The organism is Dyella koreensis (genome assembly GCF_044904565.1).
Taxonomy (GTDB): Bacteria; Pseudomonadota; Gammaproteobacteria; order Xanthomonadales; family Rhodanobacteraceae; genus Dyella_D; species Dyella_D koreensis.
This window is the reverse complement of the sequence record NZ_JADIKD010000004.1, coordinates 42,856-56,435: the sequence shown is the minus strand read 5'-3', so window position 1 is coordinate 56,435 and position 13,580 is coordinate 42,856. Positions and strand designations below refer to the sequence as shown.

The 13,580-nt window shown below is 63.0% G+C and carries 9 protein-coding genes; 3 read left to right on the top strand and 6 right to left on the bottom strand.

Annotated elements, in window-relative coordinates; translation table 11 throughout:
- The first annotated feature begins 116 nt into the window (after positions 1–116).
- The 3 genes from xth (at position 117) to ISS97_RS00265 (ending at position 2,521) form a co-directional block, all read left to right on the top strand.
- Positions 117–884: an exodeoxyribonuclease III gene (gene xth / locus ISS97_RS00275; protein ID WP_379987372.1), complete on the top strand. Its 768-nt coding sequence runs from the start codon at positions 117–119 to the stop codon at positions 882–884.
- Complete coding sequence (locus tag ISS97_RS00270; RefSeq protein ID WP_379987373.1) at positions 884–1,567, top strand: YecA/YgfB family protein; 684 nt, start codon at positions 884–886, stop codon at positions 1,565–1,567. Before xth ends, ISS97_RS00270 begins: the two co-directional genes overlap by 1 nt.
- 120 nt (positions 1,568–1,687) lie before the next feature.
- The gene (locus tag ISS97_RS00265) at positions 1,688–2,521 is read left to right on the top strand and encodes a pirin family protein (protein WP_379987374.1); all 834 of its coding nucleotides are present in this window, start codon (positions 1,688–1,690) and stop codon (positions 2,519–2,521) included.
- Positions 2,522–2,842: 321 nt separating this feature from the next.
- Here ISS97_RS00265 and ISS97_RS00260 read toward each other — a convergent pair whose 3' ends face one another.
- The 6 genes from ISS97_RS00260 to ISS97_RS00235 all read right to left on the bottom strand — a co-directional run bounded on the left by ISS97_RS00260 (position 2,843) and on the right by ISS97_RS00235 (position 13,565).
- A complete protein-coding gene (locus tag ISS97_RS00260; RefSeq protein WP_379987375.1) occupies positions 2,843–6,004 on the bottom strand; it encodes a discoidin domain-containing protein in 3,162 nt (1,053 codons plus the stop codon).
- Between the two features lie 22 nt (positions 6,005–6,026).
- The gene (locus ISS97_RS00255; protein WP_379987376.1) at positions 6,027–6,848 is read right to left on the bottom strand and encodes a carbohydrate ABC transporter permease; all 822 of its coding nucleotides are present in this window, start codon (positions 6,846–6,848) and stop codon (positions 6,027–6,029) included.
- A complete protein-coding gene (locus tag ISS97_RS00250) occupies positions 6,845–7,723 on the bottom strand; it encodes a carbohydrate ABC transporter permease (protein WP_379987377.1) in 879 nt (292 codons plus the stop codon). The genes ISS97_RS00255 and ISS97_RS00250 overlap by 4 nt, the downstream gene beginning before the upstream one ends.
- Positions 7,720–9,003, bottom strand: a complete 1,284-nt coding sequence (locus ISS97_RS00245; RefSeq protein ID WP_379987420.1) for a sugar ABC transporter substrate-binding protein — start codon at positions 9,001–9,003, stop codon at positions 7,720–7,722. Before ISS97_RS00245 ends, ISS97_RS00250 begins: the two co-directional genes overlap by 4 nt.
- Positions 9,004–9,080: 77 nt before the next feature.
- A complete protein-coding gene (locus ISS97_RS00240; protein ID WP_379987378.1) occupies positions 9,081–10,556 on the bottom strand; it encodes a glucoamylase family protein in 1,476 nt (491 codons plus the stop codon).
- Positions 10,557–10,748: 192 nt separating this feature from the next.
- A complete protein-coding gene (locus ISS97_RS00235) occupies positions 10,749–13,565 on the bottom strand; it encodes a TonB-dependent receptor (RefSeq protein ID WP_379987379.1) in 2,817 nt (938 codons plus the stop codon).
- Between the last annotated feature and the right edge of the window lie 15 nt (positions 13,566–13,580).

The window sequence follows — 13,580 nt, the reverse complement described above, 5'->3', positions numbered from 1 at the left end:
AGCTCGTTTCTCGGCCTGAGGGTGGGTCGCTTGGGGCAGCATAATGGTTTTGCCAGCCGGCGGCCCGTCCTGGAGCGGGTTCGGGCCACGGCCACGGTTCCCTTACAATGCCGCCCATGAAAATCGCCTCCTGGAACGTCAATTCCCTCAAGGTGCGCCTGCCGCAGCTCGCCCAGTGGGCCGCCGAGGCGCAGCCGGACGTGATCGCGCTGCAGGAAACCAAGCTCGAGGACGCCAAGTTCCCGGTGGACGAACTGGCCGCCGCAGGTTATTACGCGGTGTACTCCGGGCAAAAAACCTATAACGGCGTGGCCATCCTCGCGCGCGAAGAACCCAAGGATGTGGTCACCGACATCCCCAACCTGGACGACCCGCAGCGCCGAATCCTCGCCGCCACCGTCGGCGGTGTGCGGGTGGTGGACCTGTACGTGGTCAACGGCAAAGCGGTGGGCGACGAGAAATACGCCTACAAGCTGGACTGGCTGGCCAAGGTGCGCGAATTCCTGGCGCGCGAGATCGAGCGCCATCCGAATCTGGTGGTGCTGGGCGACTTCAACATCGCGCCGGACGATCGCGACGTCTACGACCCGGCAACCTGGGGCGAGGATATTTTGTGCTCGCCGCCGGAGCGTGCCGCACTCAAGGCGATCACTGATCTGGGCCTGCACGACAGCTTCCGCCTGTTCGAACAGGGCGGCGAACACTACAGCTGGTGGGACTACCGTCAGGCAGCCTTCCGGCGCAACATGGGCCTTCGTATCGATCTGATCCTGCTCGGCGATGCCCTGAAACCCGCGGCGAAGGCAGCAGCCATCGACCGTACGCCGCGTCGCTGGGAACGGCCTTCGGACCACACCCCGGTCACGCTGGATCTGGATATCTGATGAATACAACCAACCCCGACTGGCCCAGCTCGCTCAACGACAGCGAACTCGACGAACTGGACCGCTACCTGCGCGCCCACGCCGGCGACGGTGACCTGTTGCTGGATGGCGTGCACGGCATGCTCTCCGCGCTGACCGTCGGCCCGATGCAGGTGCTGCCGGAAGAGTGGCTGCCCGAAGTGCTGCACGAGCCCTTCGCCGACGAAGAAGAAGGTAACCGTGTGCTGGCGCTGCTGGCCAAGCTCAACGACTCCATCGCCGCTGAACTGGACGTGGACGCCTACGAGCCCATCCTCGGGGAAATCGACACGGAAGCCGGTCCGGCGCTGTCGGCAGCCGGCTGGTGCGAAGGCTTCAGCCGCGCCATCGACCTGCGCGCCAGCCTGTGGGAAAAGCGCCTGGCCGACGATCCGGCCCTGATGGAGCTGCTCGGCCCGGTGATGGCGCTGGCGGTGGACGAAGGCATCCTCAGCGCCGAAGCTGACTTCGACAAGCTCAGCGACGAGGAATACGACGAATGCCTGGCCCAGGTGCCGGCCGTGCTCGGCGCGGTGGGCCAGTATTGGCACGAGCATCCGGTGACCGAGGCTGAGCTCGAAGCCATGGTGCATGCCGCCGCCGAAAGCGGCGACGACGAGCACAATCCGCCGCCGCGGCATCGCAGCGGGCATTGGGTGCATTGAAGCGATGGGGTGAGCGCGCCTCACCCTGTTGTTTTGGAAACAATCCGTTCGCATCACGCCGCTTGGATGCGGCAAGCCGCATAACCATCATGGTGGGCAGACCTTCCACGGGAGCCAGCCATGACTGAGCGCAGCATTGTTCGCCGCATCCGCGGCACCGATACCTCCGACGGCGCGGGCGTCAAGCTCAAGCGCATCATCGGCCAGCCCGGCCTGGACATGCTCGATCCGTTCCTGCTGCTGGACGAGTTCCGCTCCGACCAGGCCGGCGACTACCTCGCCGGTTTCCCGGAGCATCCGCATCGCGGTTTTGAAACCGTCACCTACATGCTCGCCGGCCATATGCAGCACGGCGACAACCACGGCAACCGCGGCGATCTCGGCCCCGGCAGCGTGCAGTGGATGACCGCCGGCCGCGGCATCCTGCATTCGGAAATGCCGCAGCAGGAAAACGGCCTGATGTGGGGTTTCCAGCTATGGGTGAACTTGCCGGCCAAGGACAAGATGACTGACCCGCGCTATCAGGACATCGGCCCCGAGCGCATTCCGGTGGTGCATCCGTCGGATGGCGTGGAGGTGAAGGTGATCGCGGGCGAGTTGCTTGGCGCCACTGGACCGGTGGCCGGGATCACCACCGCGCCGATCTATCTGGATATCTCCGTGCAGCCTGGTGCGCAGCTGGAGATTCCGTTGCCGGAGGGACATAGCGCGTTTGCTTATGTGTTCGACGGTAGCGATGCGCAGGTGGCTGGCGATGTGTTGCGCCGGAGCGAGCTGGCGGTGTTGTCCAAGGGCACTAGCGTGCGGGTTGCTGGTCGCGATGCGGCGGCGCGGGTGTTGCTGGTGGCGGGGAAGCCGTTGGGTGAGAGTGTGGCGCGGTATGGGCCGTTTGTGATGAATACGCCGGAAGAGATTCACGAGGCGATTTCGGACTTTCGCGCTGGCAAGTTCTGAGCTCTTGCTCCTTTCCTTCTGGGGAGAGGGGGAGGGTTCAGCCCTTGCGACTCCCTTTCCTACTGGTCATCCCTGCGTAGGCAGGGATCCAGTGGCGTAGTCGCTCGGTTGTCGCGTCTGCGTGCCCTGGCTCGCCTGCCGCGGGCTTCCGACTCGCTGCCGCGAGCCGGGTCACTTTCTCTTTGCTGGCCCAACCCCCCGAGGGGGCCTAGAGAGAAAGTAACCAAAGAGAAATGGCCTCAGAGCAGGCGGTGTACTCCATAGCTGCGCCTTTTCCAGTGTCAGACGTCGGGTTGGTGCTTCTTAATTTCGACGTCGGTACTACTTCCCGGCCAAATCCACCACGATGTTGGCCGGCACATGCCGAATTACGAGCTCACCATTTTTCCATTCCGCGGCGGCACCATTCACCGTCCCATTCTTTGTTGGTTGCCCCGCATACGGCCACGGCAGTACCAGCCCGCCGGGCGGCGGGGTGATGCCGCGTTCGATTTTCAACGTCAGCTTGCCGTTCTGTTCGCGCAGTGAGTAGCTGAGTTCGCCGTAGGGCGTGCGCAGGTGCTGGATGCCGATGCCCTCGCCTTTCAACCATGCGGCGGGGATTCCGGCAGCGAGTACCAGGGACTGGTCGCGCGGCCGTTCGTGGGCGAACAGGTCGTAGGCGGAGCGCAGGTAATCGGAGGCGATCCAGGCGTGGGGCATGTCGCCGACGAAGCGGGGTTTGCGTGGATCGCGGCCGACGACTTCGGCCCATTGGTTCCAGGTGGCGGGTCGGCGATCGGCGAAGAAGAAGTCGAGCAGCGGCTCGATGCGATCGCGCCAGCCAAGGCGCACGAAGCTGGCGATGGTGCGTAGTTCGTAGGGGGTGTAGTCATTCCAGTCGAGCTTGCCGTCGCGGCGGTCGGTGAAGCCTTTCCAGTAGCGTTCGAACGTGCGGTTCACCAGTGCGGGTGGCAGCCAGGTCTGGCCGTCGCCGGGGGAGAGCGCGATGGTGGTGGAGGTGGCGTCGAAGTCGCCGAGTTCGGCGGCACCAGGCAGGTAGTCAATGTGGTGTTGTTTTACAGCGGTATCGATGGATGCCTGCAGATCGCCACGGAACATGTCGCGCGATCGGGCGATGCGATTGGCTGCGTCGTCGTGGCCCAGTGCCTGGGCCAGGGTGACGGCATCGTCGTAGCCCTTGAGTGCCCAGAAGTCGTCCCAGTAGGAATGCATCGGCTTGGCGGAATAGCCTTCGTGGCTGATCGAGGCGGGCATCAGGCCGTACAGTGCGCGTCGTTCGGGCGTCTGATTGGAGGCACTGCGTTCGCTTTCGCGCAGCTTGTCCATGTAGGCGATGGCGCGCTCGACATATGGCCATTGCTGTTCGAGTGCGGCGCGGTCGTGGGTGTAGCGCCAGAGTTCGGCGATGGCGAAGATCAGTTCGCCATGACTGTCGTTCTCCGGCACCGGGTCGGAGCCGCGCGTGTCGACGCAGCAGGGCACCTTGCCATTACTGAATTGATGCGGCGCGTACCAGCGCACGAATTCACCCGCGACATCGGCATGGCCGCTGCGCACCAGGCCTTCGGTCATCATCGCGCCGTCGCGCACCCAGCTGCGTGCATAGGAGCGCGTGCCGGGTTGTAGCGCCGGGCCGTCGCGCGACATCAGCATCTGCGCCAGCGCGCTGCGTGCGGTATCCGTGATGACCTGCTGCGTAGCTGGCAGCTGCAGGCTGACGCGGTTGAGCTTGTTGCGCCAGTCGTCAGCGGTACGCGCCAATGCATGTTCCAGCCAGGCGCCCGCATCGCGTGGCATACGCACTTCGTCGTCGTGCCACGGCACGACCAGACCCAGAGTGTGGCTGCCGTGTGCGGGGAGATCGAGGTGATAGAGCAACGCGCCCTGGGCAAAGCCGGCATTGGTGTGCAGGCTGTCGACATGAGGGCGCTCGCCCTGGGCGAGTCGTTCGGGTAACGGACCGGCATCGTAGCCGCCGGCGACAAAATCGTCGGTGGCCTGCAGCGGCACGACGCGCTGATTCCGGTTGACGATGAGTGTCTTGCCATCCCATGCGAAGTCATGGATGGCGTGGATGCCGCCTGGCGTGTTGAGGAACTGCGTCGGCGGATTCACCTGGAACGGACGCGCCAGCAGAGCCAGGGTGACGCGCTGCGGCTGGCTGCTCTTGTTACGCAAGGTGTAGCGCAAGACAAGTTCGGAGTGTTCCGCGCCACCGCTGGCAAAGGCGGTGGTTTCCAGCGTCAGCGCATCGGCGTTCCATTGCACCGAGGGAATCGGCAGATAGCCGTCCAGCAGACTCTGCGAGCTCTTTACCGTGGCCCAGTCGATCACGTTGCGGCCGGAAAACAGCATCGGTTCGATCGACCAGCCGCCCTTGCCTATTTCCACCGCGCCGTCTTCGGAGATCAGCGATGACTGGCGCGCGCCGCCATCGACGCCGACCAGAGTCCAGTAACTCTGTTCGCCGGAGAAGCCGCGCGGAAAAATGCCGCGCTTGCTGCGTTTGGCCTGCTCCTGGAAAAACACGTTGGGCGAAGCGCCCCAGGCGCGATCCATGACTTCTAGCTGCGACAGTCCATAGGCACGGCCAGCACCCTCCTGCCATTGCAGCCGCACGTAGCGGGCTTGTGCATCGGGAAGAAACAGCGCGTCATCGCCGCCATTGCCTTCGCTGACCTGAGAAGCCGTGTGCCATTGTTTGGCGTCATCGGAAAGCAAGACGTCGTAGCGCGAAGCATGCTGTCCCGGTAACCAGTGCAGTTGCAGTCCCCCGAATTCGCGCGACGTACCCAAGTCCAGGGTGATCGATTGCGCACCAGCTCCCGAGAGGTTGCTGCGCCACTCGCCCTTGCCTTCAACCATGCGCTGCACGCTATAGCCCGGCAGATGCGAAGAGGCTTGCGCACGGATGGGTGGAGGCACCGCGGAGTCCGGCGGCAGCGGCCGCAGGCGGAGGTTGGACAAACACAGCTCGCCCTTGCCGCCCTTGCCGGCGTACACATTGAATTCCAGCGCCGCGGTGTGGCGCAGCGTGCGTTCCTTGGTGGGCCCCCAGGCGAACTCCACCTGTTTGCGCCGGAATTCGATGGTCTGCCACGACGTGCTGGGTTGGAACGCATCACGCCGGTACCACCACACGTTGTCGCCACTCGCGTCAGCCAGCTTCACTTGCAGGTCGTTCGGCGGCATGTCGCCGCGTACGTCGAATGACAGTGCGAAATTATCCGGCCAGTCCACTGGCAGTTGCCGACGCAACAGAGCCGCGCCGGAGACGCCGTGGAAATCGAAAGACAGGCAGACGGCCTTGCCTTGCCTGCCATCCGCCACGCCGAGCGCGGTCTCGATGTCATCCGTGCCTTCGGCGGTCCACGCGTCGGAACGGCTGAAATCGTCCAGCGTCACAGGTGTGTTGGTGGCATGCGCACCCGCGCCGAATAACGCCAGGGCCAACAGCGAAAGGAGCGATAGTCGCTTCATGCTGGAGCGTAAGGGCATGAGCTCAACCCTTTACGCTGCCGAGCAGCAATCCCTGCAGGTAGTAACGCTGCAGCGCCAGGAACAGCAACAGCACCGGCAGCACGGTAACCACCGAGCCGGCCATCATCAGTTCCGAATCCTGCACGTGCTCACGCGACAGCGAGGCCAGCGCGATGGGCAAGGTGTAATGCTCCTGCCCGGTCAGCGCGATCAGCGGCCACATGAAATCGTTCCACGCCGCGAGAAAGGTGAAGATCGCCAGCGTCACCATGATCGGCTTGAGCAACGGCAACACGATCTGCACAAAGATGCGCAGCTCGCCAGCACCGTCGATGCGCGCCGCTTCCATCAAATCATCAGGTATGCCGCGCGCGTACTGCCGCACCAGGAAGATGCCGAAGATGGTCGCCATCGCCGGCACCACCACGGCCGCGTAGCTGTTCACCAGACCGAGATACTTCAACAGCAGGAACAGCGGCAGCATCGCGACCTGTGCCGGAATCACCAGGCCGCCAAGCAAGGCCTGGAACAAACGCTCACGCCCGGCGAAGCGCAGTTTGGCGAAGGCATAGCCGGCCATCAGGTTGAAGGCCAGCGAGAGCAGCGTAATCGCGGTGGATACCAGCAAGCTGTTGATCAGATAGCGACCCATGCCGGCGCGTGCGAACAGCTCGTGATAGTTGTTCCAGGTGGGGTGCGCGGGCAGCAGCGGCGGCGGCAGCGAACTCGCTTCGCCGGGCTGCATGAACGACACCGACAGCATCCACAGCAGCGGAAACAGCGCGATCGCCGAGCCACCGATCAGCAGGCCGTTGATGGTCGCCTTGGCCAGCCGCGGACTCATGCCTCACCTCCGCGCTTTGACACGCGCAGCATCATGGCCGTCACGGCGAACATGATCAGGAACAGCAGGAAAGCCACGGCCGAGGCGGAGCCGAGGTTCCACCATTTGAAGCCTTCTTCGTACATCAGATAGAGCACGCTTACCGTACTTTGCAGTGGACCGCCTTCGGTCATCACATAAGGCTCGGCGAACAACTGGAAGTAACCCGAAACGGTAAGGATGCTCACCATCAGCAAGGTCGGCCCAAGCATGGGCAAGGTGATGTGGCGGAACTGCCGCAGCGCCGATGCGCCGTCGATGCGCGCCGCTTCGTAGAGATCAGCGGGGATCGCCTGCAGGCCGGCAAGGAAGATGATCATGTTGTAGCCAAAGTTCTTCCACACCGCGAACAGAATGATGGTGGGCATCGCCCAATGCGGATCGCCCAGCCAGTCCACCGGATGGATGCCGATGCCGCCGAGCAGATAGTTCGCCAGGCCGTACTTGGTGTTGAACAGGTAGCGCCAGATCACCGCGACTGCCACCACCGTCGTCACCACGGGTGCGAACAGCGCGGTGCGGAAGAGCGGCTTCATGCGCGCCAACGGTGAGTTGAGCAGCAGCGCCGCGCCGAGCGAGGTGATGATGGACAGCGGCACGCCGATGGCGACGAAATACAGCGTGTGCCCCAGCGCGGACCAGAACAGCGGCCGGTGCAGCAGCTCCCAGTAATTGCCCAGCGCGACGAAACGCAGATTGCGGATGTCGGCCAAGGCATAGAGGTCGTAGTCGGTGAGACTGAGCACGAAGGCCGCGATCACCGGGAGCAGAAAGAACAGGCCAAGCACCAGCAAAGCCGGGGTGAGGAAGAGCCAGGCGGCGCGTTGCGAGTTCATGGCTGGTTCGGTCGCGCGTGGTTTTGTTGAGGAGTGCGGCCATGGATGGCCGCACCGGATTCCAGCATCCAGCGGCGCTTTTCCAGGATCAAGTCGGCTCTTCGGTCGATCTCCGCCGCGGCCTGGTCGATGCTCAGTTCGCCATGCACAGCTTGTGCCGCCACTAGTTGCATTTCAGTCACGATGCGCTCCCACTCGGGGATCGGCGGTGTGGGTTTGACCCACTCGAACTGCTCGCGGAAGGCGCGCGCCTTGGGATCGTCGCGCAAAGCACCGCCTTCCCAGGAGGCACGGCGCGGCGGCATGTCGCCAAGCAGGTCGTAGAAGCGCTGCTGGATCTCGGGGCGCGACAGGAACTCGATCAGTTGCCACGCCTCGTCCTTGTGCGGCGAGCGGCGGAAGATCACCAGGCTGGAGCCGCCTGCGCTGGAAGCGCCGGGGCCATCCGGGCCGGGCATGGGTGCCGTGTTCCAGTCGCCCTGCTGCGATGCTGGCAAGCGCTTGCGGAACTCGCCGATGTTCCACGGCCCGGAGAAATAGAAGGCATACACGCCGCGACCGAATTCGGTCCACGGGTTACCGGCCTCGACATTGGTGATGGCCGGTGCCTGGCGTTGCTTGAACGTATCCACGTAGAAGGTCAGCGCGCGCTTGAAACCTTCGCTGCGGAAATTGCCGTAGCGGTAGTCGTCGCGCAGCAGCGGTTCGGGTTGTTGCAGCGCGAGCACCAGCAGCTGCTCGAACTCGTTGGTGGGCAGCAGGACGCCGTAGCTGCCGCGTTCGGGATGGCTCAATGCGGCCAGCATGCGCCGCCACTCCGCCCAGTCGCGCGGCGGCGCGTCAAAACCCGCCTGTTTGAGCAGGTCGCTGCGATAGAACAACAGGCGCGCGTCTACGTACCAGGGCACGCCATACAAGGTATTGCCGATCCGGTTGGTGGCCCAGATGTTGGCGAAATAATCGGACGGCTGGATGACTTTCGACGCGGCAACGCGCGCTTGCAGCGGCTCTAGTGCATCGAGCGCGGCCAGCTCCGGAATCCAGGTATTGCCGAGCTGGGTGATATCCGGCGTGGAGCTGCCGGCGATGGCGGTCAACAATTTCTGGTGCGCGGCGGACAGCGGTAGCTGCTGCAGCTTCACGTGGATGCCGGGGTGTTCGCGTTCGAAATCCGGCAGCAGCTTGGCAACGGCTTCACCTTCGCGGCCGACGGTCCAGAATGTCAGCTCGCGCGACTGCGCGGTGGAATCCGCGCAGCCGGATGCGAGCGCGACCGTCATGCCGACGCAAGCCCATGCGAGGGCATGCAGTGCGTGGCGGCGCGCGCGCAGAAAGGTGTGGCGCCGTGGCTTGCCAATCATGGGGTCTTGGCGGCCTGTTCCAGCCAGCCGCCGGTGAAGCCGGCGCGTTCAAGGCCCTTGCGGATGTACGGATTCTTCTTCATCACGTTCCACACGAACTCGCTGCGCCAGTTCTCGGCCATCAGCAGGATCGGACCCTGGTCGAGACCCAGATGCACCGTGTCGACCCAGCCCAGCTCCGGCACCAGTTTGCCGGTGCGCAGATCGGTCTGGGTGTGGAAGCTGAGATTGAAAGCGTCGACGAAACCGTACTTGGTGTAGATGTGCTTGCCGTAGCGGCGCTTCATTTCTTCCAGCGCCGGTACCACGATCTCCGGCGCGAAAGCGATCGAGCCGCCGGCCGCGGTCGGCACGATGGTGCCGTCGTCACTGATGTAGTCGCGTCCCGCACCACGCGCGGTGTAGCCATGGAAGGTGCGTTCCTTGTCACCGCTCTTCACCACCAGGCCGCCCGGGCCGTTGCTGGCGGTAAGGCCCCACACGTTTTCGCCGTAGCCGGTCCAGCCGCCAGGGTTAGCGATGGCATAGGCGCGCTGTGCGTAGGTGGCGCGGCGGCTGTTCTCGAAATAGTCCAGACCCTTCTCGCGGCTCCACGCGTCGCGGATGCCGCGGAAGTCCACCCATATATGGCTGAACTGGTGACCGAACAGTGGTGCGAAGTTGAGGAAGGTCTGGCCGTAGAACTCACCCCAGGTGCGGTTGTACTTCGCTGACCACGCGGCCCAGGCATCATCGCCGACCGGATGCGTGGGCGAGCCCAGCGCCAGGATGTAGACCAGCATGGCTTCGTCGTAGCCCTGCCAGTCATGCGGAATGAACTGGCCGCCCGGGGTCCAGCCCATGCTGATCAGCGGCTTGCGCACCTGCGGCCAAGTCCAGTCGACGCGGCGATAGATATCGTCCGCGAGCTGGCGGATTTCCTTTTCCTGCGGCGTATCGCGGTCGTAATACGACTGCGCGAACAGCACGCCACCGAGTAGCAGCGAGGTGTCTACGGTGGATAGCTCGACCCCGCGGTCTTCGCGCTTGCCGGTTTCCATGTTGAGGAAGTGATAGAAGAAACCGTGGTAGCCGGTGGCGTTATCTTCGCTGTCGTTCTGCGGCGCATCGTGGAAGAAGCGCAAAGTGGCGAGCGTGCGTTCAATCGCCTGCCCGCGCGTGATGTAGCCGCGCTCCACACCCACGCCATACGCGGTGAGGCCGAAACCCACTGAGGCGATACTGGCGAAGGATCGCGTGGGGTAATGATCGGGAACGAGACCGTTCTGCGTGTTCGCGCTGTCCCAGAACCAGTCGAAAGTGCGCTTTTCCAGATCGTCGATCATCGGTGGCACTTTGTCGCGCGTCGCGGCGGCAGCAGCGACCGGCTTGGCGTGCTTTGTCGCCTGCGTTGCCTGTGCGCCGAACGGCATCACGCACAAGAGTAGCGCGGCGAATGCAAGGGAAAGTCCGGTTCGTTTGTTAGCGAGCATGAGTGCGGCCTTTTGTGTGAAGCGGAGAGTGGCCTGGGGGAGAGCGCCACGAAACTCCTTTGAGGGTAAGCAAAGCGTCGATATGGGCGTGTAAACGTTTACATATTCGCTCTTTAAAAAGCCCGCTGTGAACGGGCTTTTCGGTGAAGCCACGCTCCCCCGGCGAAGGAGGAGCGTGTCGTGCATGGTGCATCAGAAACTGTAGCGTGCGCCGATCTGGAAGCGACGGCTCTGGTTCGGATCCGCACCGGTGGCCTTGCCGAAGTTGGGACTATAAAAATTCCCTTCGAAGGCATTCTGAACGTCGCGGTTGAACACGTTCATCACGTCGAAGCGCAGTTCCAGGGCCTGGCTGTCGCCCCAGCGGAATTCCTTGGCGATCGACAGATCCAGGTTCACATACTTCTGGCCGTACGCTCCCCAGTGATAGAACGAACAGTTGTAGTCGCAGGTCGCGGAGGACTTGAACACTTCGAACGGCTGGCCTGAGCCATAAGTGAAGATGCCCGTCAGTCGCGTATCCCACGGACCCGTCACGATGCCGTTGACGACAAGGTGATGCTTCTCGCCGACATGGCCTGCCGGATAACCCGCTGGGCTAACGTAATCGAGCGAGTAGTTGTCGTTGCCCTGCGTGCGCGCGTTCTGATAGGTGTAAGCCACGCCCATGCCCCAGCCGGAGGCCTTGGTATAGGGCTTGTCCAGGCTGATCAGCACGCTGCTTGACTGAGTCTTTTTGTAAGCATTGTGCAGTACTACGTTGAACGGGCTGCCAGGAGGAAGGTCGACGACGAAGCCGGGCTCCACCTTGCGATTCCAAACCCAGGTGAATTGGTCGTAGCCCAGCACGCGCGCCAATGTCAGCGAACCGGTCCAGTCGCCGAAGGTCTGACGGACACCCAGGCTGAACTGGTCAGTGTGTGGCGGACGCGTCTTGTTGTTGACCACGTCAATTTCGGTGCCTAGGCCGGGTACGCCGCTAGCCAGCAACGCATCGAGACCGGACTTGGACAGGTAAGCCGGGTTCCACGGAATTTCGCCTGCCTTCGGTGTCTGACCGGGGGCGGCGAAACGGAACGTATAGTTGGGCACCGCTGCGTGTAAAGCCTCCTGCGCGATCCAGTCGAACGGCGTGCGATCGAAGTAACGACCTGCGCCACCGAAAATGGTCGTGCTCTGGTCACCGTCCTTGCTCACGTCGAGTGAGAAGCCAACGCGCGGCTGGATGGCACCCTTATAGCCCGAACGGTTGTTGCCGGTGCTGATGTAGTTCTGCAGACCCAGATAGTTCAAGGTGTCGTACTGAATCTGTGGCGTCACGTAGTCCTTGTTGAGGGCGTTGGTCTCGTAGTCCCAGCGCAAGCCAAGGTTCACTTGCAGGCGCTGAGTGACGTCCCAATCGTCCTGGATGTACGTGCCGAACTGGTTGGTATGCAAGTTGGCGTTGGCACCGAACGGCGAATACACCGCTCGGTAAGGAGTATTGAACCCACCGGGATAGTTGGTGCCTTCCTGATAGTAGAAGGCAGGCACGGCATTGTTGTTCTGCTCGACCGTAATGCCGTACGCGGCGTACTTGATACCCATCTTGACGGTGTGATCGCCGTGCCAGGACAGGCCGGTCAATGTCAGATCGTCGCGCAGGGTGCGCTGGGTCTGGCCTTTGTTCTGCGCGTTGACGCCGCCGCCGATGATGGCGACATTGTTCTCGTAGACCTGCTGTACCAGATCCGGCTGAGCGGCGGCGGGGTTCCACTTGGCGGTGCCCGCATCGAGCATCAGGTCGTTGGTCCAGTTGTTGCCGCGCGACTGCCATTTCAGCAGCAGGTCGTCCACGCGATTCTTGCGATTGCTACGTGCTGAGTACGCGGTGGTCTGGCCGAAACCGATCACTTCGTTGTCGCGGCGGGTGGTAAGGCTCAGGTCGACGTTGTTGTCCTGATTCACCTGCCAGCTCAGCTTGCCGAAGAAGGTCTTTTCGTGGAACGGCGCAGAGAACGTGCCGTTGTATTGCTTGAAGCGTGGGTCGGCGATGCTCACTGAGGTATTGCCGGTGTCCTTGCGCTCGTCGTAGTTGACGAAGAAGGTCAGGGTGTCCTTGAGGATCGGGCCGCCCAGCGAGAAGCCGCGTTGCTGGCGCTGATAGTTCGGCTTCTTGACGTTGTTCTTCTTGTCGAACGAGTCCTGCGAAATCATCGCCTTATTCTGGAAGTAGTCGTACACCGAACCATGGAATTCATTGGTGCCCGACTTGGTGACGGCCGTGATGATCGCCGTACCCGCCTGTTCGTACTCGGCTTTGTAGTTCTGCGTGAGTACGCGGAATTCCTGCACCGCCTCTTGCGAGAACGGGTTGCCGCGCGTCGAGTCCTGGCCCGCGATACCGCCCTTGAGCACGTTGTTCTTCAGGCTGGCGCCATCGATGAAAACGTTTACATTCTCAGCGGATTGACCGCCGGCCGAGAAGCTTTTGCTGTTGGGGTCGCGCGACACCGTCACGCCGGGTACGAGCTTGGCGAAATCGAGGAAGTTGCGCTCGTTCTGCGGCAGCGTGTTGATCTGCGCCTGGCTGATATTGGTGCCGACTTCAGAGGTGCGCGTTTCGAACAGCGTGTTGGCGGAGACCGTCACGCCCTGCAGGTTCTGTGCGTTCGCGGTGGCGGTCGCCGCGGCGGCGGCATCCAGATTCAACACGAGCGACTGGCCGACCTGAACAGTGACTTCTTGGCTCGCACCGGTGCCTTTGGCCTCAACGCGATAGCTGCCCGGGGCGAGGCTGGGCAGTGTGTAGTTGCCGCCTGCATTCACCGGCGCGCGCACGGTAAAGCCGTTCTTGAGATTGGTGGCGACCACTTCGGTCGGCGTCTGTCCTTGCGGCGCGTTCACGTGGCCGCGCACAGTCGCCGTGCTGTTCTGCGCGAAGCTGGCTGCTGGCAGTAGCGCCGCCGTGGTGAGCAGGCCTGCCAGGGCCAGCGAGATCTGTCGGGATAATGCGTGTTTGCTTGCCATGGCGTATCACCCTCC